Origin of the sequence: Polaribacter butkevichii, assembly GCF_038024105.1 — a bacterium.
In the GTDB taxonomy this organism is placed as follows: Bacteria; Bacteroidota; Bacteroidia; order Flavobacteriales; family Flavobacteriaceae; genus Polaribacter; species Polaribacter butkevichii.
Genome location: NZ_CP150661.1, coordinates 627,571 through 653,021 on the forward strand (window position 1 = coordinate 627,571; position 25,451 = coordinate 653,021).

At 30.7% G+C, this 25,451-nt stretch carries 27 protein-coding genes; 17 read left to right on the top strand and 10 right to left on the bottom strand.

Annotation, left to right across the window (positions count from 1 at the left end; genetic code table 11):
* Positions 1-102: 102 nt before the first annotated feature.
* A complete protein-coding gene (locus WG951_RS02265) occupies positions 103-915 on the bottom strand; it encodes an RDD family protein (protein ID WP_105048591.1) in 813 nt (270 codons plus the stop codon).
* A 22-nt stretch (positions 916-937) separates the two neighbouring features.
* Between WG951_RS02265 and WG951_RS02270 the strand changes: the two genes are divergently transcribed.
* The 10 genes from WG951_RS02270 (at position 938) to WG951_RS02315 (ending at position 10,898) form a co-directional block, all read left to right on the top strand.
* Positions 938-1,903 carry a stage II sporulation protein M gene (locus tag WG951_RS02270; RefSeq protein ID WP_105049365.1) on the top strand — a complete coding sequence of 322 codons (966 nt, stop codon included), beginning with the start codon at positions 938-940 and terminating at the stop codon, positions 1,901-1,903.
* Positions 1,903-2,619 carry a DUF4129 domain-containing protein gene (locus WG951_RS02275; protein ID WP_105048592.1) on the top strand — a complete coding sequence of 239 codons (717 nt, stop codon included), beginning with the start codon at positions 1,903-1,905 and terminating at the stop codon, positions 2,617-2,619. Before WG951_RS02270 ends, WG951_RS02275 begins: the two co-directional genes overlap by 1 nt.
* On the top strand, positions 2,616-3,827 hold the full coding sequence (locus WG951_RS02280; protein WP_245893488.1) for a DUF4350 domain-containing protein: 1,212 nt from the start codon (positions 2,616-2,618) through the stop codon (positions 3,825-3,827). Before WG951_RS02275 ends, WG951_RS02280 begins: the two co-directional genes overlap by 4 nt.
* Before the next feature lie 3 nt (positions 3,828-3,830).
* A complete protein-coding gene (locus WG951_RS02285; protein WP_105048593.1) occupies positions 3,831-4,835 on the top strand; it encodes an AAA family ATPase in 1,005 nt (334 codons plus the stop codon).
* Positions 4,836-5,472: 637 nt separating this feature from the next.
* Positions 5,473-6,807 carry a DUF58 domain-containing protein gene (locus WG951_RS02290; RefSeq protein ID WP_245893489.1) on the top strand — a complete coding sequence of 445 codons (1,335 nt, stop codon included), beginning with the start codon at positions 5,473-5,475 and terminating at the stop codon, positions 6,805-6,807.
* Positions 6,808-6,855: 48 nt separating this feature from the next.
* Positions 6,856-7,239 (top strand): DUF805 domain-containing protein, encoded by a 384-nt coding sequence (locus WG951_RS02295; protein ID WP_105048595.1) that lies wholly within the window; start codon positions 6,856-6,858, stop codon positions 7,237-7,239.
* Between the two features lie 25 nt (positions 7,240-7,264).
* The gene (locus WG951_RS02300) at positions 7,265-7,669 is read left to right on the top strand and encodes a DUF805 domain-containing protein (protein ID WP_105048596.1); all 405 of its coding nucleotides are present in this window, start codon (positions 7,265-7,267) and stop codon (positions 7,667-7,669) included.
* A 106-nt stretch (positions 7,670-7,775) separates the two neighbouring features.
* Entirely contained in the window at positions 7,776-8,969 is a 1,194-nt protein-coding gene (locus WG951_RS02305; RefSeq protein ID WP_105048597.1) for a multidrug effflux MFS transporter, read from the top strand.
* Positions 8,970-9,102: 133 nt separating this feature from the next.
* Complete coding sequence (locus WG951_RS02310) at positions 9,103-10,188, top strand: TlpA disulfide reductase family protein (RefSeq protein ID WP_340915235.1); 1,086 nt, start codon at positions 9,103-9,105, stop codon at positions 10,186-10,188.
* A 5-nt stretch (positions 10,189-10,193) separates the two neighbouring features.
* The gene (locus tag WG951_RS02315) at positions 10,194-10,898 is read left to right on the top strand and encodes a pseudouridine synthase (RefSeq protein ID WP_105048599.1); all 705 of its coding nucleotides are present in this window, start codon (positions 10,194-10,196) and stop codon (positions 10,896-10,898) included.
* Between the two features lie 33 nt (positions 10,899-10,931).
* Here the strand turns inward: WG951_RS02315 and WG951_RS02320 are convergent, their stop codons facing one another.
* From WG951_RS02320 to WG951_RS02335, 4 genes are all read right to left on the bottom strand, one after another.
* Entirely contained in the window at positions 10,932-11,558 is a 627-nt protein-coding gene (locus WG951_RS02320; protein ID WP_105048600.1) for a hypothetical protein, read from the bottom strand.
* Between the two features lie 119 nt (positions 11,559-11,677).
* On the bottom strand, positions 11,678-12,295 hold the full coding sequence (locus WG951_RS02325) for an alpha/beta hydrolase (protein ID WP_245893490.1): 618 nt from the start codon (positions 12,293-12,295) through the stop codon (positions 11,678-11,680).
* A 385-nt stretch (positions 12,296-12,680) separates the two neighbouring features.
* Positions 12,681-12,860, bottom strand: coding sequence for a CPXCG motif-containing cysteine-rich protein (locus WG951_RS02330; protein ID WP_233269947.1), 180 nt, complete (start codon positions 12,858-12,860; stop codon positions 12,681-12,683).
* A 5-nt stretch (positions 12,861-12,865) separates the two neighbouring features.
* Positions 12,866-13,870 (bottom strand): NADP-dependent oxidoreductase, encoded by a 1,005-nt coding sequence (locus WG951_RS02335; protein WP_105048602.1) that lies wholly within the window; start codon positions 13,868-13,870, stop codon positions 12,866-12,868.
* Positions 13,871-14,382: 512 nt separating this feature from the next.
* On the opposite strand from WG951_RS02335, the gene WG951_RS02340 reads away from it, so the two are divergent.
* Positions 14,383-15,246 (top strand): hypothetical protein, encoded by an 864-nt coding sequence (locus tag WG951_RS02340; RefSeq protein WP_105048603.1) that lies wholly within the window; start codon positions 14,383-14,385, stop codon positions 15,244-15,246.
* 92 nt (positions 15,247-15,338) lie between these two features.
* Here the strand turns inward: WG951_RS02340 and WG951_RS02345 are convergent, their stop codons facing one another.
* The 3 genes from WG951_RS02345 to WG951_RS02355 all read right to left on the bottom strand — a co-directional run bounded on the left by WG951_RS02345 (position 15,339) and on the right by WG951_RS02355 (position 19,082).
* Positions 15,339-17,327 (bottom strand): alpha-ketoacid dehydrogenase subunit alpha/beta, encoded by a 1,989-nt coding sequence (locus WG951_RS02345; protein ID WP_105048604.1) that lies wholly within the window; start codon positions 17,325-17,327, stop codon positions 15,339-15,341.
* Positions 17,328-17,443: 116 nt separating this feature from the next.
* A complete protein-coding gene (locus WG951_RS02350) occupies positions 17,444-17,923 on the bottom strand; it encodes an Lrp/AsnC family transcriptional regulator (RefSeq protein ID WP_105048605.1) in 480 nt (159 codons plus the stop codon).
* A 76-nt stretch (positions 17,924-17,999) separates the two neighbouring features.
* Positions 18,000-19,082, bottom strand: a complete 1,083-nt coding sequence (locus WG951_RS02355; protein WP_245893491.1) for a M14 family zinc carboxypeptidase — start codon at positions 19,080-19,082, stop codon at positions 18,000-18,002.
* 450 nt (positions 19,083-19,532) lie between these two features.
* Here WG951_RS02355 and WG951_RS02360 point away from each other — a divergent pair, with 450 nt between their 5' ends.
* The 5 genes from WG951_RS02360 to WG951_RS02380 all read left to right on the top strand — a co-directional run bounded on the left by WG951_RS02360 (position 19,533) and on the right by WG951_RS02380 (position 22,679).
* Entirely contained in the window at positions 19,533-19,886 is a 354-nt protein-coding gene (locus WG951_RS02360) for a helix-turn-helix domain-containing protein (RefSeq protein WP_105048607.1), read from the top strand.
* Between the two features lie 77 nt (positions 19,887-19,963).
* Positions 19,964-20,743, top strand: coding sequence for a HipA family kinase (locus WG951_RS02365; protein WP_105048608.1), 780 nt, complete (start codon positions 19,964-19,966; stop codon positions 20,741-20,743).
* Complete coding sequence (locus WG951_RS02370; RefSeq protein WP_105048609.1) at positions 20,733-21,116, top strand: DUF3037 domain-containing protein; 384 nt, start codon at positions 20,733-20,735, stop codon at positions 21,114-21,116. The genes WG951_RS02365 and WG951_RS02370 overlap by 11 nt, the downstream gene beginning before the upstream one ends.
* Positions 21,117-21,133: 17 nt before the next feature.
* Entirely contained in the window at positions 21,134-21,964 is an 831-nt protein-coding gene (locus WG951_RS02375; protein WP_105048610.1) for a mechanosensitive ion channel family protein, read from the top strand.
* Between the two features lie 199 nt (positions 21,965-22,163).
* Entirely contained in the window at positions 22,164-22,679 is a 516-nt protein-coding gene (locus WG951_RS02380; RefSeq protein ID WP_105048611.1) for a PepSY domain-containing protein, read from the top strand.
* Between the two features lie 727 nt (positions 22,680-23,406).
* On the opposite strand, the gene WG951_RS02385 is transcribed toward WG951_RS02380, so the two are convergent.
* The gene (locus tag WG951_RS02385) at positions 23,407-23,682 is read right to left on the bottom strand and encodes a winged helix-turn-helix transcriptional regulator (RefSeq protein WP_105048612.1); all 276 of its coding nucleotides are present in this window, start codon (positions 23,680-23,682) and stop codon (positions 23,407-23,409) included.
* A 157-nt stretch (positions 23,683-23,839) separates the two neighbouring features.
* On the opposite strand from WG951_RS02385, the gene WG951_RS02390 reads away from it, so the two are divergent.
* A complete protein-coding gene (locus tag WG951_RS02390; protein WP_105048613.1) occupies positions 23,840-24,352 on the top strand; it encodes a VOC family protein in 513 nt (170 codons plus the stop codon).
* A gap of 545 nt (positions 24,353-24,897) precedes the next feature.
* Here the strand turns inward: WG951_RS02390 and WG951_RS02395 are convergent.
* Complete coding sequence (locus WG951_RS02395) at positions 24,898-25,194, bottom strand: GIY-YIG nuclease family protein (RefSeq protein WP_105048614.1); 297 nt, start codon at positions 25,192-25,194, stop codon at positions 24,898-24,900.
* Positions 25,195-25,451: the final 257 nt, after the last annotated feature.

Sequence of the window (25,451 nt, forward strand, 5' to 3'; positions counted from 1 at the left end):
ATAAAATAATAAAAAAGCGATAATCGGCTAATATTTATTATAACACTATTTTTAGGGCTTTATAATGAGATATACTCAATTTTATGAAATTTAAAACGCTAATTACATGTTTTGTGTGTAGAAATTGTAATCTTTTAACACAACGTCTATAAATTCGGTATCACTTTTATGAACCGATTTAATTCCGGTGACTTCTAAAATTTTAGAACGCAGTTTTATTAAGGTTTTATAGTCACTAAATTTCTTAGCAGAACGAAACGTACTTTTAATTATACGAGCATCATTATCAGACAATTTAATCACATTCGGATACGTTGGCACGTAGGTATTTGAAATATTTTCTAAAATGGTTTCAGAAAATTTCACATCATCCTTTAGGTAAATAACCACTGTATTGGCAATGATATCACCAAAACGTTGGTTATTATCGGTAAATAAGATTAGAAAGAAACCAATCATTTTTCCAAAGAAAAAAAGCAACATTAATAAGGCTATTTCACTGTCTAAGCCTAAGGAGGCAACATACACAAACAACAAGGTAAATAAGTTAAAATCTACCATTCTTAAAAACCAACGCATCATAAAATCTGTGGTAGAAGGTTTAAAACCATCAATATTTATCACTTTTAAGTGTAGTAATTTCTTGCCTACTGTTTGTCCGTCTAACCATATTTCTGTGTACAAAGAATAAAATGTAATAGGTAAAAAAACTATTACATCTAATGCTCGTATAGACCAAGAATCTCCGTTTACAGCGGTATCAAACATTTTAAAGTCTAAAAACTTGATTGCAAAATAGAGATATGCAAATTTAATTACATTGTCTAAACCAAACGCCAAGAGCCTTTGCCCCACATTTGCAAGGGTAAAATTGATGTTTACATTTTGTGCTGTTTTTATTTGGAGTCTTTTCATGCAATGTTTAAATTCGCTCGTAATGAGAGAGGTCGCTTTTATAAAGCAAAATAAAGAAAAATGGCTCGAATTTGAACAAGGTTTTTCAAATAAAGAGAAAAAAAGTCCAGATGACATTGCCAACCTGCATATAAAAATCATGAACGATTTGGTATATGCCCAAACCTACTACCCAAAAAGTAAAGTTACCGTGTATTTAAATAAGTTAGCAAAGTCTAGCTTTGACAAGGTGTACCACTCTAAAAGGCGCGATAAAAACGTGTTTTTATATTTCTTTTTTGATAAAGTACCACTACTCGCCTACCAATACAGAAAATATATTTATTTATCTTTTATTGTCTTTTTTGCCTGTTTTTTCATCGGTTTATTATCTACTTTAAATGATGCTTCTTTTGCACGTCAAATTTTAGGCGATAATTATATAGACAAAACGTTAGAAAATATAGAAAGTGGCGATGCCATGGCTATTTACAAAGGCGGTAGCAATTGGGGGAGTTTTATTGGTATTTACGATAATAACCAACGTGTGGGCCTTAATATGTTTCTATCTGGATTATTTATTGGAATAGGCACTGGTTTTTATGTAGTTTATAATGCCATTATGGTGGCAGTTTTTCAAGCATTTTTTTATCAAAACAACAGTTTGTTTGATAGTTTAAAAGGAATTTGGATTCATGGAACTTATGAGATTTTTGGAATGATTATAGAAGCTGCAGCAGGTTATATTGTTGGCGCAAGTATTTTATTTCCGGGAGCTTACAAACGTTTTGAGTCTTTTAAACGTGGCATGAAAGCTGGCTTTTATATCTTTATAAGCACCATTCCGTTTACCTTAATGGCGGCTTTTTTAGAAGGGTATATTACAAGATATTCTAATACAATGCCTACCATCATCTGTTTTGCTATTATTGGTTTTAGTTTGGCAACTATCAGTTATTACTACCTAATTTTACCTTTTAAGGTAGCTAATAAACACCATTTACGTTGATGAAAAAAAGAATATTTCTTTTCTTACTTTTTTTTGCAACCATTGGTTTTGGGCAGATTAAAAATGATAGTCTTCTTCTTTTAGAAAAAGACACAATACACTATGAAAAAACCATTGAATTTTCTCAAAAAAGATCGTTTAACAAAAATTTAAAAGAAAAATACAACGATAAAGAGTTTGTATATACAGAAGAAGCAGAGAAAAAGGAAGATAAAAAAGAAGATTCCGCTGCAGGTGCTGCTATTGTTGGGGCCATCCTTTATTTTATTAGTAACATCTTTCCTTTTTTATTAGGTGCAATTATCATTTTTATCATTCTTAAAACATTCTTGGGTACAGATGCCAGTTTCTGGAACTTTAAACAAACAAAAAAGAAAGTTGCTAAAAAATTAGTTTACGAAGACGAAGATATTCATGAAACAGATATTGATGGCTTGTTACAAAAAGCCATCAATAGTAAAGAATACAGATTGGCAATTCGGTATTACTATTTGTCTGTTTTAAAAGTGTTATCCAACAAGAAACTAATTGATTATCATAAAGATAAAACCAATTCAGAATACCTTTTTGAAATTGAAAATACACAAACCAGAACCGATTTTTCCTATTTATCGTATGTCTATTCGTATGTTTGGTATGGAGATTTTCCTATAGATGAAACCAACTTTAAATTGGCTGAAAACAAGTACAAATCTTTTAAAAACTCTTTAAAATGATGCTACTTCAACAGTTAAAAAAATACGCTCCGCTCCTCCTCTTTTTTGCATTAACAGGCTGTAATAAAACAGATTGGAATGAAAATTTTAAAGAAAAAGAGAAAAGTCCGTTTGGTAATTACATCATTTATAACGAAGCCTCAACACTTTTTAATAGTGACCGCGTTACTTTATTAAAACAGAACATTTACGATTATTTAATGTTCGAATCTCTGATTGACAGTGCAAAAACTCAAAATTATGTATCTATAAAACACAGTGGATATAAATACACAAACGGAACCACAACAGAGCTTTTAAACTTTGTAGCCAAAGGAAATAATGTCTTTTTGGCTTTTAACAATTTTAGAGATACTTTAAAAACATCTTTAAAATTTACAACCAACAATTTAGATAAGGACGTTTATGTTATAAAAGCGCTAAAAAAGTTAAAAGGTACTTTTGAGTTAAAGAATACTCAATTTTCTAAAACGTCTTTTACGTTTGATAGAAACATCCGCAGAAATTATTTTTTACAATACAATAAAAATTCTACCAGTGTTTTGGGAACTATGGAAGTTGATGGAGAAAAAGTACCCAATTTTATTAAAATTCATCATGGTAAAGGGGCTTTTTACCTACATACACAACCTATTGCGTTTACCAATTACAATTTATTAAACGGAAACGAAGCGTATGCAGCAAATGTGCTTTCTTATTTGCCAAATGCACCTGTTATTTGGGATCCACAGATAAAATCGAGTAAATATCAAGATGAAAAAGAAGACAATACCAACGTATTTAAATTTTTCTTAGCACATAAAACTTTAACCTGGTTTTTATTTGTCTCTTTAATTGGGTTATTATTGTTTATGCTTTTTAACGCTAGAAGAAAACAACGTCCGATTCCTATTATAGAACCTTTAAAAAACTCTACTGTTGCATTTACACAAACCATTGCCAATTTGTATTTAAAAGAACAAGATCATAAGAATTTGGTTGATAAAAAAATAGCTTACTTCTTAGAAAAAGTTCGTTCTAAATACTTACTAAGTACCGCTAATTTAAATGCTGATTTTATAGAGAAATTAGCATCTAAATCTGGTAATGAATTGCAAAAAACAAAATATTTAGTAAATACAATTATCGCTTTAAATAAGAAGTTGGAATGTTCTGAAGAAGAATTAGTTGTGTTGCATAAAATGATTGAAAATTTCTTTAATAAATAAGATATGGAAGTACCAAATAACGAGGAAGTACAAGAAAATTTATCATTCGAAAATAGAATAGATTTATCGGAATTACAAGAGAGTGTTTTTAAGATTAAAAAGCAATTACAAAAGGTTATTGTTGGTCAAAAAGACATGATGGATTTACTAATCGTTTCCCTCCTTGCAGATGGTCATGTTTTAATAGAAGGGGTTCCTGGAGTGGCAAAAACTATTACTGCTAAATTGCTAGCAAGAACTATTGATGTTGGTTTTAGTAGAATTCAGTTTACACCAGATTTAATGCCTTCGGATATTTTAGGGACTTCTGTTTTTAACGTAAAAACGTCTGAATTTGAGTTTAAAAAAGGGCCTATTTTTTCTAGCATGATTTTAATTGATGAAATTAATAGAGCGCCTGCAAAAACACAAGCAGCTTTGTTTGAGGTGATGGAAGAAAAGCAAATTACTATAGACGGACAAACCTTTAAAATGGAAGAGCCTTTTGTGGTGTTAGCAACGCAAAACCCTATAGAACAAGAAGGAACCTATAGGTTGCCTGAAGCACAATTAGATCGTTTTTTATTTAAAATTAATGTAGAATACCCTAATGCTGATGAGGAATTAGAAATTTTGTTGAAAGAGCAAGCTTTAGAAAACACCACCAAAGCAAGTAAAATAGAAACAGTAATTACTGGTAAAAAAATTGTTGAGTTTAGAAATTTAGTCAATCAGATTAAAATTGAAGATAATTTACTCAAATACATTGCAAATATTGTGGTGAATACGCGTTCTAACTCGTTTTTATATTTAGGCGCTTCACCAAGAGCAAGTATTGCTATTTTAGGGGCTTCAAAAGCGTTTGCTGCCATAGAAGGTCGCGATTTTGTAACCCCAGAAGATATTAAAAGAGCTACCATTCCGGTTTTAGAACACAGAGTAATTGTTACGCCAGAAAGAGAAATGGAAGGTTTAACGAGTAAACAAATTATAGAACAAATTATTGAAGCTGTAGAGATTCCGAGGTAGTTCTTGTTGACCAGCAATCAATTATCAGTAAAACAAGTAGAAAGTCTTCGATAAATTTCAGACTGACATTGAAAAAAACACGCGTCATTACGAGGAACGAAGTAATCTGTTTGTTATTTAGTTCTTTGTTCAGTAGAGATTGCTTCGTTCCTCGCAATGACAAAGGGAACAAACAGCTAAATACGTAGAGATTACGAGTTAATCTTTATGTCATTTCGAAATGAGGAACGATTGAGAAATCTAATATTGAAAGTAATTTCAAATGAGATTCCTCCTCATACTTCGTTCGGAATGACAGACGTTGGATGAAATAAATACAGTTTGTCATTCCTGCGCAGGCAGGAATCCATAACCAAGTAAGTCTGGATTCCTGTTTTCACAGGAATGACAAAAGGAAAACAAGTATTAACAATGTAGAGATTACGAGTTAATCTTTATGTCATTTCGAAATGAAGAACGATTGAGAAATCTAAAAGTAGCGTTCGGAATGACAAGGAGAAGATAAAATAAATACAATTTGTCATTCCTGCGCAGGCAGGAATCCATAACCAAGCAAGCATGAATACCTATTTTAAAAGGAATGACAAAAGAAAGTTAACAATTACACGATTAAACAAATAAACAATTACACAAAACATTGAAACATTTTTACAACACTTTATTCTTAAACAACCGATTTTTCTACATTCTAGGAGGAATCGCCCTCCTTTTTGTGGTTGGCTTTTTTCTACCTATCTTTTTTGAAGTCTCTAAAGTGTTACTTTTTATAGTGGTTGTTTTGGTTTTGGTTGATATTTTTATTTTATATAAAACAAAAGATGCTATTACCGTCAATAGATATTTACCAGAAAGACTATCTAACGGAGATGCTAATAAAATATCGATGCAATTAAAAAATGCATACGGATTTGATGCGCATATCTCTATTATTGAGGAAATTCCGTATCAATTTCAAAAAAGAGATTTTATCTTTCCTTTAATTTTAGCCAATAAAGAAGAAAAAACAATTCATTACGATTTAACTCCAACTGAAAGAGGTGTTTATTTATTTGGAAACATCAATGTATATACGAGTTCACCTTTGCAATTGGCTACTAAAAAATATGTTTTAGGTGAGGAAAAAGAACTAAAATGTTATCCTTCTTTTTTAAAACTGAGAGAATTCGATTTTAGAGCTTTTAATAACGATGCTATTTCTTACGGAACCAAAAAAGTGCGTAGAATTGGACATTCCTTAGAATTCGAGCAAATTAAAGAATATGTTTCTGGTGATGATATTCGCTCTTTAAATTGGAAAGCAACGGCAAAGAGAAGTCAGTTGATGATCAATCAATATGTAGAAGAAAAATCGCAACCGGTGTATTCCATTATTGATAAAGGTCGTGCTATGCAAATGCATTTTCATAATTTAAGTTTGTTAGATTATGCCATCAACGCTACATTGGCAATTAGCAATGTTGTTCTTAGAAAACAAGACAAAGCAGGTATGTTGTCTTTTTCAACAAAGTTAGAAGATTGGGTGGTGGCAGAAAGAAGAAACTCGCAAATGAGTTTAATTTCCGAAGCGCTACATAATATAAAAACAGATTTTTCAGAATCGGATTTTAGTACGTTATACGCAGTTGTTAAGCGAAAAATTACACAAAGAAGTTTGCTTATTTTATATACAAATTTCGAAACTATGGACGGATTAAATAGGCAACTTCCCTATTTACGAGCCTTGGCAAAAAACCATTTGGTGTTGGTAGTCTTTTTCGAAAACACAGCCTTAGAAGCTTTAACCACAACAAAAAGTGAAGATGTTTTGGGCGTGTACGACAGCATTATTGCTGAAAAATTTATGTACGAAAAGAAAAGTATTGTAAAAGAACTCAGAAAATACGGAATTCAGTCTGTTTTAACAAAACCAGAAAACCTAACAGGAGATACGATCAATAAGTATTTAGAGTTAAAATCTAGAGGATTATTTTAAATAAAACATATATTTGCGAGCTTATCAAACTAAACAAACAATTATAAAATGAATTGGTACATAAAAGTATTAAAACAGTACTCGGATTTTAAAGGACGAGCTAGACGTAAAGAATATTGGATGTTTGTTTTGATCAATCTTATTATTTCTATCGGTTTAATGTTTTTAGATAAAATTCTAGGCACAACCTATGGTGAATTAAATGAAGATGGATACCTTGAAACTTTATACAGTTTAGTCGTGTTAGTTCCTTATATCGCTGTTGCAGTAAGAAGAACACATGATGCAGGAAAAAGTGGATGGTTTGTTTTAATTCCTTTTTATAATTTATATTTACTTTGTATAGATAGTGAAAATGGTGAAAACAAATGGGGAGAAAACCCTAAAGGAATTGGAAACAACTCTGAAATTAATCAAATAGGTCAAGAATAATTTAACTAACTATAAAACTTAAAGAATGAATTGGTATTTAAAAGTATTAAAAGAACATTACGCAGATTTCAGTGGAAGAGCAAGAAGAGAAGAATATTGGATGTTTACCTTATTCAATGCAATATTTTCTATTGCAATATCAGTAGTTTTTACAGGTGTTGCCATAGCGATAGAAGCTCCATTATTGGCTAGTTTAAGTTATATTTATAGTTTAGCTGTTTTGGTACCAAGTTTAGCTGTTCTTGTAAGAAGATTGCATGATACTGGAAAAAGCGGATGGTTCTTTTTAGTTGCACTTATCCCAATAGCAGGACCAATCTGGTTATTAGTAATATTATGTACAGATTCTATAAACGGTGCCAATAAATGGGGAGAAAACCCTAAAGGAATTGGAAACAACAGTACTATTGATCAAATAGGTAGAGAATAAAAAATATTTAAAAGATAAGTTAAAAGGTTGCTAATATGGCAACCTTTTTTAGTTTTTTTAAGAGTTTTAAACTCTCTTAGCCTTTAAATAAACTTACTTTTGTGCAGTGAAAATTAGACAAAAATCAGAATCGGAATTTATCATTGTAATGGCATCTTTAATGTCACTCGTTGCTTTTGCAATAGACGCATTATTGCCTGCAATTACAGATATTAGTAAAACAATACATATAGTAGATCCAAAAGACAATCAGTTATTTATAACTATGATTTTTTTAGGCTTGGGTTTTGGGCAACTTATATCCGGTCCTTTATCTGATAGTTTTGGTAGAAAACCAGTTATTTACATAGGCTTTATTGTATTTGCTCTTGCGAGTCTTATTTGTGTTTTTGCAGACAGTTTAGAAATGATGATTTTTGGTCGGCTTTTACAAGGAATGGGACTTTCTGCACCAAGAACCATAAGTATTGCTATGGTTAGAGATCGTTTTAGCGGGAATTACATGGCTAAGGTGATGTCTTTTATTGTGGTTATTTTTATTTTAGTACCAGTAATTGCACCTGCTGTAGGAAAACTTGTTTTAGACTTATATGGTTGGAAATCTATTTTTTACGGTCAATTAATTATTGGTTTTTTTATCATGCTTTGGGTTTGGAAACGACAACCAGAAACCTTAAAAATAGAAGATCGAAAAAAGTTTAAAATTTCTCTCTTTGTAGAAGGTGCTAAAGAGTTTTTTAAATACAAATATGCTGTAATTTTTACTGTTTTTTCGGGTTTAATAACGGGTTCTTTTATGGTGTATCTAAGTGCAAGTCAACGAATATTTGAAGAGCAATATCACTTAAAAGAAGAGTTTCCTTATATTTTTGCAGGTCTTGCTATTAGTATTGGTTTGGCTACGTTTTTAAACGGTAAATTGGTAGTAAGATTCGGTATGTTTAAATTAGTTTCCATCTTTACCGTGCTTTTTACCCTCGTACCGCTTATTTATTTGTTTTTATTTTCTGGAGCAAGTAACCCAAGTATCTATGTTATTATCGCATTTTTTGCCATCCAATTCTTTTCTATAGGTTTTCTTTTTGGAAATACAAGAGCATTGGCTATGGAGTCTATAGGTCATATTGCAGGTGTTGGAGCTGCTATTAATGGTTTTGTTTCTACAATTATGGCGGTACCTATTGCAACGTATATTGGAAGTTTCATCAATCAAACAGCTTTACCTTTATTTATTGGTTTTTTTGTTTGTGGTACTATTTCTTTGCTTTTAATCATACTTTTAAAACTTAGAAAAAACTAACTCAACTACGCTATTACTTTAAAAAGTACATAAAAACTGTGAAAATTATAGTATTTTGCACGGTTCTTAAATTTATTTGAACAATAAATATGTTTTTATGCGTAAATTAATACTCCTAATCTGCAGTTTTTTTTTGTTTTTAACCTCTTGTAATTCAGTTGATAAAAAAGAAGAAATACATAAAGGATATACTATTAAAGGTGTTTTGTCTACTACAAATTCTCCGCTTGTTTATTTGGTAAATACACAGGATAAAAAGATAGATTCTTCAACTGTTGTTAATAATTCGTTTATTTTTAAAGGGATTGTTACAGCACCTAAAATCTATCATTTACAACTAAAAAACCAACCTAAAAAACATACTATTATTCTAGAAAATAGTCAGTATACCATACTTATAAATGATGATAAAGCAACCATTTCTGGTGGAAATCTAAATAATAAACAAGTCGATTTTAATACTTTACAGAACGACTTAGACGTTAAAAAATTAGAGTCTCTAAATGCTTTTATAAAAAAGGATATAAAGCTAGATAGCTTGCAAAAAGCTATTCAAGAAATTGAATTAGAGAAGAAAGAAATTGCTAAAAGTTTTTTAATATCCAATGCAAATAATGTATTATCTTCTACCCTATTCCCTACCATTCAAAACTTTAATTTAGAGGATTTTAAAGAAATTAAAAACAATACGGAAGTAGTTAAAACAAGTACTTTAGCAAGTCTTTTAGATGATAAAATTTCTAACTTACAGAAAATTGTTGATGCAGAACTGGTTGAAAAAAATAAAATTGCAGCTGCTAAAAAAGTATCTAGAAAACCTGCTATTATGTTTAGTGGAGACGGTTTAAAAGGAGAATTAATCTCTTTAAAATCAATTATTAAAGGTAAAAAGGTAATTTTAATAGATTTTTGGGCAAGTTGGTGTGGACCTTGTAGATTGGTAACACCTAGAGTTAAACAACTTTATCATAAATACAAAAACAAAGGATTTACAATTCTTACCGTTTCGGAAGACAAAAACAAAGAAGATTGGAAAAAAGGTATTGAGCAAGACGGCATGTTAAGTTGGTACCATATTTTTGATGATTATGGCAGAATTTCTACCATGCACGGTGTTAGAACCATACCGTATATGGTTTTAATTGATGGAAACGGTGGCGTTATTAAAGAAAAAATTTCAATTACAGAATTAGAGTATCAACTTCAAAAATTATTATAATTTTTATGGAAATTCCTATCATTTATCAAGATGAGTTTATCATTTGTGTAGCAAAACCCAACAATATATTAGTGCATCATGCACGACACTCTAGAAATGTAGCTGATGAAAAATCTCTTTTGCAACTTTTAGATGAACAAATTGGTGGTAAATTTTATCCGATTCATCGATTAGACAGAAAAACATCAGGAATTATACTACTCGCCAAAGAAACACAGTATGTTTCTAAATTTCAAGATTTGTTTACTGCAAACGAAATTCAGAAAACGTATTATGGAGTTGTTCGTGGGTTTTCTCCTGAGAGCAAAGTTATTGATTCTCCTGTAAAAGGAAGAGATGCAAACGTTCACAAAGAAGCTTTAACACATTTAAGAACCTTAGAACAAGTTACTTTAGACATTCCTGTAAAACCATACGATTCTTCGCGTTATAGTTTGGTGGAATTATCACCAAAAACAGGTAGAATGCATCAATTACGCGTGCATTCTAATAAGATAAGTCACCCTTTAATTGGAGATACAAAATACGGAGACAAGAATCATGATGTAATGTTTGAAGAAAATTTTGGTTGGAAAAACATGTTTCTACATGCTGGAAAATTAGAATTTAAACATCCTTTTACAGAAGAAGGACTTACTTTAAAAGCGTCTTTTACAAAGGATTGGATTGCTTTATTTAAAACTTTTTCTTGGAAAAACCCTTTGGATTAATTTTGATAGGTTTTTATCTCTATAAATAAAAACCTATGTAGTTATCTTAGGCGTTGGGTCGTTTTCTTTGATTCTTTTTCTAATTTTCTTTTCAATTTCAAACACATTTTTTATTCCAGATATATAAATAATATCAGGTACAAATCTGTCAGTACCTTTATTACGGCTTTTCATTTTTCCTGTTCTTAATTCTAGTTCCAAATCTCCAACCCTAGATTTGTTAGTCATTTTAATATTTCCAGAAAATTGCTCCCAATCTTTAACAGTTATTTTGCCATTTCTATATTTTATAAACCTCGTTTCTGTCCCTACAAAATACCCTCCTTTTTGAAAAAGCTGTACGAATGCCCAAATAAATAAGCCAATACCAACAATTACAAACAAGCCAATTACCAAACTTGGTACTAATATTGACTCCCAATTTTCTAAGCTTCCAGATGTTGGCACATCATTCTCTTTAAAATGAACTTCTTTTCCCGATAGTACTGGTATTATAAAGGCAATTACAAAAATACTGACAAAAGCATTCCAAAATAATGAGAAAAACAAAAGAAATAAACCATTCTTTTTAGGGTAATTTCTAGAACTTTTAACGATAAAGTCGGTTTGTTCAGGACTTATTAAATTCCTTAATTCAATTGGTATTGTATTTGATCGCATTTGTTTTAATTATGCAGTTTAATCACTATTTTTTATTCTTTAAACAATTTTATTACCTCTAAACCTGACTCGTAGAAAAATTCTGAGATTATATGCAGAAGTAAGGGGTAAATAAAACGTTATTTATTTTCGCTAAAAATCCATGTTAAAGCTTTGTCTTTTGTTGCTCTAAAAATAGTATTATGTTTTTCATTTGGTTCATCTTCATATTTCCAGATTAATTCACCTTTAGTATTTTTTAATTTTAGGTTTAATCTTTTTGTAAAAGTTGATATATCCGTGACACTTGAACCTGCATACCAAAGTCTTTTGTTTTCATAATTATTTTCTTTGGTTAAGTTTTCGTAATTTTTAACCAAATAATTTTCATTAAACCACAAAGAAGGATCCATTGCTATAAAATAGTCAAACATATTTGGTTCTAAAATGAATGTTTCAATAACGAATAAACCTGCCAAAGACTCGCCTATAATTACCTTTTTGTTTGATGTTCTATATTTTCTATCTATTACAGGAAATAATTCACTTTTGATAAATTTTCTGAAATTATCTGCTCCTCCAGGGTTTTGAATAAATTTTAAATCGTATTCAATGTTTGATGGTCCTGTTAAATCTCTTCCTCTTTCCGTGTTTTCAATACCAACCAATATTACATTAGGAATTTTATTTTGTTTAATTAACGTATCTAATGTGTTTGCTATATGCGGAAAATCTTCTTTTATACCACCATCAGGCATATAGATTACGGTTAAGCCTATCTTTAGAAGTATTGTAGTTTGGAGGCGTCCAAATATTTATTACTCGTTCTTCATTTGTGAATTTTGAGTTTATCCTTAAACTGTCATGTTTTGGAATAGGGTCATTATAAACTGTTGCGTTATTTTTACAACTAGCAGTTATAATTATGATGAATAAGTAAAAAATATGTTTTTTCATTATTTTTTTATGTGTTAAAACTGAATTTTATAATAATCACAAATAGTTAGTAAACAAGTGTAGCCCTGATTGCAGCAATTGTTTGAGCTTTTTTTATTCTTTTTCGGAATAAAAAAAGCGAGTGTCTTTCGGCTGCGCTCAAGATAAACTCCAAGCAGGAAATAGCTTCAAAAAAAACTTCAAAACTTATTGCTCTATAGACTGTGCATTAAAACCAATTAACTCTCCATCCTCAAAAGAAGGTGTAATTTCTATAGGATTACAACAAACCTCGCAATCTTCTATATAGGTTTGTTGGCGCACGCTTTGATCTAAAATCATTGAAATATCTTCCCAACAATGTGGACATTGAAAAAAATGCTCCAACTCCACTATTCGATTACTTTTAAAATTAATTTTCCATTTTTTTCTCCAGTAAACAATCGATTATAGGTTTCCTGAAAGTTTTCGATACCTTCATAAATATCTTCTCTAGATTTTAATTTTCCTTCTTTCATCCAGATAGCCATTTGTTTGGCCGCTTTTCCAAAATCTTTGGCATAATCCATTACTACCATTCCTTTCATGGTAGAACGTGTTACCAATAAAGATAGATAATTGCTAGGACCATTTATTTTTGTTTTGTTGTTGTATTGAGAAATGGCACCACAAAGCACAACGGTTGCATGCATTCTTAACTTACTTAAAGCTGCGTCTAAAATAACACCTCCAACATTATCAAAATAAACATCAACCCCTTTTGGGCATTTTCTTTTTAGTGCAGTGTAAATATTTTCAGATTTATAATCGATGGCTGCATCAAAACCTAATTCGTTTTTAATATAATTGCATTTTTCTTTTCCGCCAGCAATACCAATTACTCTACAACCTTTAATTTTTGCAATCTGCCCTACAATACTACCAACAGCACCTGCTGCACCAGAAACCAATACAATATCTCCCTCTTTAATTTTGGCTACTTCTAATATTCCAAAATAAGCGGTCATACCTGGCATACCTAATGTGCCTAAAAAAGTAGGCATTGGCGCCACTTTTTCATCAACTTTAAAACAACCTTGTCCGTCGGAAACAATATATTGTTGTACACCACCCCAAACAGAAACACAGTCTCCTATTTGAAAATTTGGATTGTTGTTATTTTTAATAACCTTACCAACAGAACCTGCACGCATTACGCTGTCTAAAGCTACTGGCGGAATGTAAGATTTTGTGTCATTCATCCAACCACGCATTGCTGGATCTAGAGAAATATAATGTTGTTGAATTAAAATTTCTCCTTCTTCTAGTTCAGGTATTGGAGTTTCTTGAATTTGCCAAGTATTTTTATCTGGTGTTCCTTTCGGACGATTTTTTAGGGTAATTTGTTTGTTATTCATTACTAACATTTTAGATTCTAAAAATAGTATTTTTTAAGAATCAATCAAATTTAAAATACGCTTTTAATTTATTTTTTTATTAAATATAAATTTCAATAAAAAATATAAAAAAACACAAGTTTATATACATTAAATATTTTTTAAAAAAAAATAAGTCCATCAATTCTTCCTTGTAAAGACTCTATTTACTGGTGAAATCTTCTTTTTTTTTGCTCAAAAAAAGAACCTATAATTCTCTATTTATTGAGATATAAATAAGAACCCTGACACTACAGGATGGTTAAATATAAAATTGTAAATAAATTTACTTAATATTGTTTTTTTATAAAATATTTCAAAATAGTTTTAAAAAAATACGAATACCGCTTTTTTTTAACTTTTGTTTTACAAATAAAAAACCAATAACTCCCCCCACTATTTACAACAACTAACTTTCGCAATATACTTGTGAAGTTTCTTGTTTTTAAGAGTTTTAAGAAAACGAAAAACAATTAACACAAACTTAATATATTATGAATTACCTAAAAAAATTATCAATAGTACTTGCTATTGCTTTTTCATTTCAAAATTGTGAAAATGAAGAAAGAAACGTCGAAGTAAACGAACCTCAAGGAATCACTAGTCCAACCAACCTTGAAGGAGAGTCTGCCAATTATACCGTGAGTCAATTTGGACAAAACTCTTATTGGGCAAGTTGGATTGTTGATGTAAATACAACAAACCGATTAAAATCTTACCATAATAACTCAGCAAATTTATTTGCTTTAGGTAATGTGCCTATTTATTTTGCAGCAGGACCTGGTACTTACAATGCATTATCTTACGGGCCACCAAACAACTATATTGTATGGGGACAAGAGCTTTTACAAGCTGCTAAAAACTATGGAAATGCAGCTATAGCTTATGTTGCAGCACATGAAATGGGACACCAAGTTCAGTTTAGAAACTACGGAATACCAAGTAGCAACAATGTTAGTGCTTTAGAACTTGAAGCAGACGGTTTTTCTGGTTACGCGCTTTACAAAACATATTCAACTAATTGGAATAGTGTAGCATCAGCTTACAGTTTTGCACAAGCAATTGCTGGGGCAAGCGGTTCATCTCATGGTTCAGCTCCACAAAGACGTTCTGCGTTTAGATTAGGATGGTGGATGGCCCAAACTTATGGTACATTTACTCCTGCACAACTTGATCAATACTTTTTCTACTACTACAATCAGTATGTTTTAGGAGGGTTACTTAAACAAGAAGTTGCTAAACCTAAAGGAATTACACCAGAATTAGATAATTTTATTCTATCTAAAATTGATGAATTAACTAAAATCAATAATGGCGAAATTTCTGAAGAAGAATTCTCTAACTTAGAATCTAAATAAATTATAAACTAACCAAATTTGTTAATTGTTTTTAAAGAGGAAATTTATTTTTCCTCTTTTTTTTATGCGCTTTATTTTTTTTAAAATAAATTTTAATAACTCAACAAATCTAAAATTTGTTTTTCTAGTCTATTTTTACCCAAATATTGATTTTCTAAACCTTTGTCGAACGGAATTGGAGTTTCTAAACTTGCAATACGCTTTACAGGCGCGTCTAAATACTCAAAACAATGCTCGTTTATTAATGCGGATATATCACTTGCAATACCACCAAATAAGGAATCTTCTTGCACAATAACCACTTTACCTGTTTTTTTAACCGAAGCATAAATGGTCTCAACATCTAAAGGTTGTAAAGTTCTTAAATCTATAAGATCTACTGAAATGTTTTTTAAGTTTACTAAAACATCTAAAACCCAATGAATTGCCGCTCCGTAACTAATTATTGTAAGTTTCTCTCCCTCTTTTAAAAGCACTGCTTTTCCTATTTCTGTTGTAAAGTAATTTTCGGAAACCTCCTGATAAACAGCCCTATATAATGCTTTGTGTTCGAAAAAAAGTACAGGATTTGGATTGTTAATCGCTTCAATTAATAAACCTTTTGCGTCTTGTGGAAATGCAGGATATACCACAATTAGTCCTGGTGTTTTGGTAAACCAAGCTTCATTGGTTTGACTATGAAAAGGACCTGCACCAACTCCCGCTCCGCAAGGCATTCTTACAACAATATCTGCATTTTGTCCCCATCTATAATGAGATTTTGCTAATAAATTAACAATCGGATTAAAACCTGATGATACAAAATCTGCAAATTGCATTTCTATCACAGATTTTATGTTATTTACAGACAAACCATAACCCGTAGAAACAATTGCAGATTCGCAAATAGGTGTATTTCTAACGCGCTCTTTGCCAAATTTCTTTACAAATTGATCTGTTATTTTAAACGCTCCTCCATATTCTGCAATATCTTGCCCCATGATAATTAAATCATCATATTTTTCCATAGATTGCTCTAATCCTTGAGAAATAGCATCTATAAAACGAATGTTTTTCTTCTTGTTTGAAGGATTTATTGCGTTGTAATGGTGTTTTTTATAAACGTCTTTTAACTCGGTTTCTAAATTAGGAATCACCTTTTCTTCCTTAAAAGCTTTTTGAAGATGCTCATTTATTTCATGAATAATTGCTTCTTTATATGAAACCTCTATTTCTTCGGATAAAATTCCTTCGTTTTTAAGGTATTCTTGATAATTTTCTAATGGATCTTTAGCTCCCCAAAAGTCTAAATCCGCTTGCGGAACATATTTTACACCACTCGCCTCTTCATGACCTCGCATTCTAAAGGTTTTAAATTCTAATAAAATAGGTCTTGGTTCTATACGAACACTTTTTGCCAATTCACTAACCTTTGCGTAAACTTCTAGAATATTGTTTCCATCAATAATATAGCTTTCAATACCGTAACCAATGCCTTTATCTGCAATATTTTTACATTTAAATTGTTCTGAAGTGGGTGTAGATAAACCATAACCATTATTTTCTACACAAAACAACACAGGTAAACTCCAAACTGCCGCAACGTTTAGAGCTTCGTGAAAATCACCTTCACTTGTACCACCTTCACCTGTAAAAACAGCGCAAACCTTATTATTTTTTTTTAATTTATTGCCTAATGCAATGCCGTCTGCAACACCTAATTGCGGACCTAAATGAGAAATCATTCCTACAATATGATGTTCTTGGGTGCCAAAATGAAAACTTCGATCTCTACCTTTTGTAAAACCATTCATTTTACCTTGCCATTGAGAAAACAATCGATATAACGGAATTTCTCTCGTTGTAAAAACACCTAAGTTTCTATGCATTGGTAAAATATACTCGTCTTTGTCTAAAGCAGCAGTAACACCTACAGAAATTGCTTCTTGCCCAATACCAGAAAACCATTTCGATATTTTTCCCTGCCTTAAAAGAATAAGCATTTTCTCTTCAATTAAGCGAGGTTTTAGCATGCTTTTATACAAGCTTAATAGCGTTTCGTTACGGAAAGAATCTTTATTAAAATCAATTTTAGAAGACATAAATTGCAGATTTCATAATTATACAAACTAACATAGTGGTAAAAGGTGTATAATCTACAAAAAAAAATCCTTATCATTTTATTGATAAGGATTATACATATTATAAAAAAGAAGTATTACAACTGCTGAAAAATTTCGTGCATCATTCTCTTTTTATCGTTGATACTTTCTTCTAAAGCAATCATTGTTTCTGTTCTGTTAACACCATTAATATCATCTATTCTATAGATAATGTCTTTAGCGTCGTTTGTTCCTTTAGCTCTTACTTTACAGAAAATATTGTATTTACCTGCAGTTACATAAGCTACAGTTACATTTGGTATATTTCTTAGATCTGTAATTACGTTTTGAGTCATAGAAGTTTTTTCTAAGTAAATACCCACATGTGCTATAAAAGAATAGCCCATTTTTTCGTAGTTTAAAGTAAGTGTAGATCCTTGAATAATACCTTCATCTTCCATCTTTTTAACACGTACGTGAATTGTACCTGCAGAAACTAATAATTGTTTTGCAATGTCAGTAAATGGTGTTCTGGCATTTTCAATTAACACATCTAGTATTTGATGATCAATTTCGTCTAATATAAATTTTTTCATTTTTTACGTATTATTCAAATTCCTATGCAAATTTATGAATTTAATTTAATTAAATCATCATTAAACTAACAAATACTTAAATAATTTCACCTCCGAAAACGATTTCGTTATGTCCAATTTTAGAAATTAAACTATTTTCATCTACTTTGTTTAATTTTGAAACAAATTTTCCGTGAATAATTTGATCTACAAATTGATACGCAACGTCCTTTTTTGAATCTGCATATCTATGAATAACATCATAGAAAATTTTATCATTATTAGGAATATCAAAATACGGTTCATAATTTATAAAACTATCCGTATTTACAATATGATGTATACCTTGTAATATCGAGTAAAAAGTATATTTTCTTGTCTCTTCCCTATCGTAGTCATCAGGATAATGCCCGGATTCTATTAAAATAGTGTTGTAACCTAGTTTTTGAAAATTATCTCCTGTAGCTGTCGGATAAAATTCATCCGTATATCTACCCACAAAATTAGGTATTGTATTTTGCAACATAGTATTCATACTAACAATTACATCCATGGTAGCAATTCTACCCTTTGTAAGACCTCTTGTAATCTCCTCTGAAGGAGCTAAAAATGAAATTGTAGCTGGGTTTTTAGTGCCTTCTACACTAAAAATAGTTCTTTGATCGTGCAGGTTAAAACAAAACTGCGGATTAAATTCTTCTAAAATACTGCGTAAAAGCTTACTTTCTGTAGCAACTCTGTCTACAGCATCTCTATTTAGATCTACATTGTTAGCATTTACTCTGGTGAACGCTTGTGCTCCATCAGGATTTAACATTGGTATAAAAACCAAGGTGCATTCTTCTAATATTTTAGTAAAAACAGCGTCTGTACTATTTAAAATACAGTTAAAAAGATCAAATAAAGCTCTTGTACCTGTGCTTTCGTTTCCATGCATTTGAGACCATAATAATATCTTCTTAGAACCATTCCCAATTTTTAATTGATGTATAGGTCGGTTTTCTTCGGATGTACCAATTTGAGAAACTTCAAATTTAGAAGCGTATTTAGAAAACAAATTTTCAATGTCTTTATAAGTAATCCATTTTCCATGCAACGTATTTTCTTTTTGCTGGTTGTAAATATTTTCTAAAAAATTGATGGGTAACGTATTCATATTCGGATGATAATTTTTTTTCAAAAATAGATAATTTTTAAAAGCTATCAATCATTTATATGTATTCAAATAATTATTAAAATAAAATTTAATAGTTATTAAGGGCGAAATTATTTCTAATTTTTTCTCCTTTTTTAACTTGTATAATTTTTAGAATAAAAGCATTTACAATTGTTATTAGTTTACAAGTTACAATTGTAAATCATTTAAAAATTACAATTGTAACAATGTAAATTGCTTACAGATGTTACTATTGTGAATTGTAAATTGTAACCACACCTATATTCTAACAAACTACTAACAATCAGATAGTAATCATTTATTGTTATTTAATAAAACACTGTTGTTTAGATTTTTACACACATTACTTAAAGCTATTATTTAATATTAAAACAACGGTATTTATTATTTACAACAATATACTTTGTTGCTATATTTAGTTTGATTACATTTGTATAATACAATTACATTACAATGGTAAACATATCTGAATTTACAACACGCCTTAAAAAAGTTATGGATTTTCATCAATTATCTGCCTCTATGTTTGCAGATAAAGTAGGTGTACAACGCTCTAGTATTTCTCATATTCTCTCTGGTAGAAATAAACCAAGTTTAGATTTTATTTTAAAAGTAACTACAGAATTTAAAGATGTAGATATGTATTGGTTGTTAAATGGAAAAGGAAGTTTTCCTAAAAATGCAGAAACGAAGGTTTCCGCTACTCCAACTTTTTTTAATGAAACTGCACCTGAAACTGTTGTAAAAAAAATTCAGCGTATTGTTGTTTTTTATTCTGATGGAACTTTTGAAGAATATCAGAAATAGATACAACCTTAAAAAAGGCTTCAAACAAATTTTTCATTTTTGTCTTCAATTTAGATAAATAGTATAATTTAGTATTTATGAATAAAATTGATATTAGAACTGTAAATGTTGTTCAGTATTTACAACCTTTACGAGAAGGTGGTTCTTTGCCTGCAATTGTAAAAGCAGATGATGGTTTTTTATATGTACTTAAATTTAGAGGTGCAGGACAAGGTAAAAAAGCATTAATCTCAGAATTTATTGGTGGCGAACTTGCCAGAGCAATGGGTTTGCATGTACCTGAATTGGTTTTTATGAATCTAGACGACTCTTTTAGTAAAACAGAACCCGATGAAGAAATTCAGGATTTGCTAAAATTTAGCGTTGGTTTAAATTTAGGTTTGCATTTTTTATCGAGTGCAATTACCTATGATCCTTTGGTTTCTAAAGTAGATTCACTAACAGCTTCTAAAGTTGTTATTTTAGATAGCTTAATCAGCAATATAGATAGGACTGCAAAAAACACCAATCTTTTAAATTGGAATAATGAACTTTGGATTATTGATAACGGAGCTAGCTTCTATTTTCATCATAATTGGGCAACTTGGGAAAATCATTTAACAAGAACCTTTCCTTTAATTAAAGACCATGTGCTTTTACCTAAAGCAACACATTTACAAGAAGCATCATCAGCAATTAAAAAAGTGATAAATGCAACTGTTATAGATGAGATAATTGCTAATATTCCTGAAGATTGGTTGTTAAATGAAGGAGAAGTTTTATCGCCAAAAGAAATAAGATCAGCATACACTCAGTTTTTGAATGCAAAACTCTTAATGATTGATGAATTAGTTAAAGAAGCAGAAGATGCAAGATAAAGTTACCTTTGAATATGCCATTATTAGATTGGTGCCAAAAGTAGAACGCGAAGAATTCTTTAATATAGGAGTTATTCTATTTTCTAAGCGTAAAAAATTCTTAGGCATTAAATATCACATCAATCCAGATAAATTAAAAGCGTTAGCACCAGAGCTAGAACTAGATGTCTTAAACAACTATTTAAACGCTTGGAAATTGATTTGCGAAGGAAAAGCATCTGGTGGTAAAATTGGTGCTTTTGAAGTTTCGGATCGTTTTAGATGGTTGGCAGCTTGTAGAAGCACTATTATACAGAGTTCTAAAACACATCCGGGTTTGTGTAACGAGCCAGAAAAGGAATTAAAAGATATTTTTGAAAAGTATGTGTTATAAATTTTAATAAAAAGTAAATGGATTTATTACAAAAAATATTAGAATTCGAGCTATTTAATGTTGCTAATTATAGCTTAAAGGTAAGTACCTTATTTATGGTACTGCTTATTTTTATCATCACTAAAGTTATTTTATGGTTGCTTAAAAAATCTTTATTTAGAAATAAAGGTGTTAACGAATTTAATGAAGGAAACATTTATTCCTTATTTCAGATTATAAAATACGTAGTTTGGGTAGTTGCTTTTGGATTTATATTAGAAGCATTTGGAATTAAATTAACCATATTAATTGCTGGTTCTGCAGCATTATTAGTAGGTGTTGGTTTGGGATTGCAACAAACTTTTAACGATATTATTTCGGGTATTATTTTACTTTCTGAAAGATCTATTAGAATTTCTGATGTTTTAGAAATAGATGGCGATATAGTAAAAATACAAGAAATTGGCCTACGTACTTCTAAAGGACTAAATACGGATGATATTTCTATTATCATTCCTAATTCTTTAATTACCACTAATAAAGTAATTAACTGGAGCCATCAAACACATTTAAATCGTTTTAGAATAGATATTGGTGTTTCTTATGATAGCGATGTTGAGTTTGTGATTAAAATTCTTGAAGAAAGTGCCAAAGAACATCCAGAAGTAGATCATCAAAAAATCATAGAAGCACGATTGGTTAGCTTTGGAGATTCTTCCTTAAATTTTCAGGTGTTATTTTATAGCAGTACTATTTTTGGTTCTGATAGAATGAAAAGTGATATCCGCAGGGTAATGCGTCGTAAATTTATAGAAAACAATATTTCCATTCCTTTTCCACAAGTGGATGTTCATATGAAATCGAACTAACAAAAAACCTAACTAACTAAAAACCAACAACTTTATACATAGTGTAATTATTTATAATAAAATCTGGTACTAAAACAAGACCAATTTAAGTTAAAAACAATTTTCTAAAAGCCATATTTTTTAAAAAAAAGTAACTTTTACGTTAAACCTTTATCGTAAATTTATGTCTATATTATAGAGATTTAAATTACATATCGTCATGGCAAAAAGAAAGACTCCTTTCTCATTTCAAATTAGAATTATTCACAGATATTTAGGCTTTTTTTTAGCCGGAATTATGTTTGTGTACGCGTTAAGTGGAATTTTAATGGTTTTTAGAGATACCGATTTTCTAAAGACAGAAGTTATCACTGAAAAAAAATTAGCACCAAATCTAGCTCCTAGAGACCTGGCGCCTATATTTAAAAAAGGAGCAAAAGTAGTAGATCAAAAAGGAGATGTTTTGTATTTAAGAAATGGTACTTACAATAAAGCTACTGGGGTAGCAATTATTAAAAGAAATCAACTGCCATTTGTGTTAGATAAAATGGAAAAACTGCACAAAGCAAACACCAATACTCCGTTGTATTTTTTAAACGTATTTTTTGGGGTAGCATTGTTATTTTTTGTGTTTTCTGCTTTTTGGATGTACACCCCAAAAATGCCTGTTTTTAAAAAAGGAATGTATTTTGCTGTTGGTGGAATTGTACTAACCATTATTCTACTGTTTATTTAACACCCAACAAACGTTAAGCAACTTAACTTTTAATTCGGTTTTACTATTGTATATAAGCAGTGGTAAAATCGAATTTTTAAATTATAAAAGCATTTAGTTCTCGACTGCGCTCGAAATGACAATTGGGGGTTGTTTCGAGTGTCATTACGAATGAGGCACGAATGAAGTAATCTATGTTTGGATAAGAAGATTGCTTCGTTCCTCGCAATGACAAACCTACCGTCATTACGAGGACGACAGGACGAAGTAATCTGTTTATTCTGAATTACACATTATGAGATTGCCTCGTTCCTCGCAATGACAAACCTACCGTCATTACGAGGACGATAGGACGAAGTAATCTGTTTATTATGAGTTACATATTCTGAGATTGCTTCGTAACCTCGCAATGACAAATGGGGTTTTGTTTTTTCGCCCTTTGGGAGTAATCACATAAAGTGATGCCGTTGCTGTGTTTATTGTGATGTGATTTCTCCTATCATCGAAATGACAATTTGGGGTTGTTTCAAGTGTCATTACGAATGAGGTACGAATGAAGTAATCTTTGTTTGGATAAGGGGATTGCCTCGTTCCTCGCAATGACAAACCTACCGTCATTACGAGGACGATAGGACGAAGTAATCTTTTTTTTTTGAGTTACAAATTAACAGATTGCTTCGTTCCTCGCAATGACAATTGGGATGTTTTTGTTTTAAGTTTTAAGACAAATAAAACAAAACCCTTATAATTATTCTGCAATATCTTTTAATCCCCAAGCATCTAAGCTTCTTAGAATTGTTTCTAAAGATTGCCCTCTTTCTGTTAGCGTATACTCTACTTTTGGCGGTACAACAGGATATATTTTCCTAGAAATTAGTCCGTCTTTTTCTAACTCTCTTACCGTTTGTGTAAACATTTTGTTAGAAATACCTATTATGTGTTTTTGCAACACTCCAGAACGCAAACCACCTTCTAATAAATGAAATAAGACCAAAGGTTTCCACTTGGTACCTATTAAATTCATGGTGTAATTTAACGGACATGTAATTTTTTCAATCAAAGTTTTATTTTTATAATATTGATAATCATTAATTTACTCATTTAGGTAACTATACTACTTTTAGGTAAGTTATTGCTATAAAGGCAAATATAAGTTAAATTTGCAGTCTAAATTATAGATTATGAAAACAAATAAAGAATATCCTAAATCATTCTCACATATTGGTCTTACCGTTCCTAATATTAATGAGGCTGTAAAATTCTATTCGGAAGTAATGGGTTGGTACATTATAATGGAACCTTCTACTGTTAAAAAAGAAACAGAAACTGCCATTGGTAAAATGTGTATTGATGTTTTTGGTGAAGATTGGACCGAATTTGAAATTGCACATTTATCTACTTCAGATGGTATTGGTGTTGAGTTATTTTGTTTTCCGAACGGAATTAAAGAAGCGCCAGAATTTAGTCCTTTTAATACAGGTCTTTTTCATTTTTGCATTCAAGATCCTAATATAGAAGAATTGGTCGATAAAATTGTTGCTAACGGAGGAAAACAAAGAATGCCAATTAGAGAGTATTATCCAAAAGACAAGCCATTTAAAATGTGTTATGTAGAAGATCCTTTTGGGATTGTCTTTGAAGTGTACACACATAGTTACGAGTTAACCTATTCTTCTGGTGCTTATGCGAAGTAAGGTAAACCAGTTTGTCATTACGAATGAGGTAATCTGTATTTGGATAAAAGATTGCTTCGTAACCTCGCAATGACAAATGGACTGTCATTACGAGGACGATAGAACGAAGTAATCTCTGTTTATTTTGCGTTACAATTAAGAGATTGCTTCGTAACCTCGCAATGACAAACGACTGTCATTACGAGGAAGTATGACGAAGTAATCTGTTTATTATGAGTTACAATCAAGAGATTGCTTCGTTCCTCGCAATGACAATCAGGGTATTTTGCGTTAGAATTAAAACACACAGTTTTGTCATTTCGACCATCGGGAGAAATCACATAAAGTTATGGTGTTTTTTGTTATGTGATTTCTCCTATCGTCGAAATGACAATTAGGGATTGTTTCGAATGTCATTACGAATGAGGTAATCTCTGTTTAGATAAAGAGATTGCTTCGTAACCTCGCAATGACAAACGGACTGTCATTACGAGGACGAAAGAACGAAGTAATCTGTTTATTTTGAGTACAAATTAAGAGATTACTTCGTAACTTCACAATGATAATTAAAACTGAAATAACCAACCATCAGACAAATCATTCCAATTAGGATTTTCTAAATTTACTATTTCATTTTTACGTTTTCTATTTCCAGCTTTTAATTGTTTTTCTCTTGCTATAGCAGAATTTATATCATCGTATTCTTCAAAATACACTAATTTAGCACAATTGTATTTTGCTGTAAAACCTTTATACTCTTTCGTTTTATGCTGATAAATTCTTTTTAATAAATTACTAGTGACTCCAATATATAAAACAGTATTATTTTTATTGGTTAAAAAGTAAATGTGGTACTTTTTCATAGTTTTTTCCTTCTAAGATAAATAATTTTGTCATTACAAGGAAGTATGACGAAGTAATCTGTTTGTTCGGAGTAGCATATTATGAGATTACTTCGTTACCTCGCAATGACAAATAGACTGTCATTACGAGGACGATGGGATGAAGTAATATGTTTGTTTTGAGTGATACATTATGAGATTGCTTCGTTCCTCTCAATAACTAAACCTACCGTCATTACGAGGACGATAGGACGAAGTAATCTTTTTATTCTGTATTA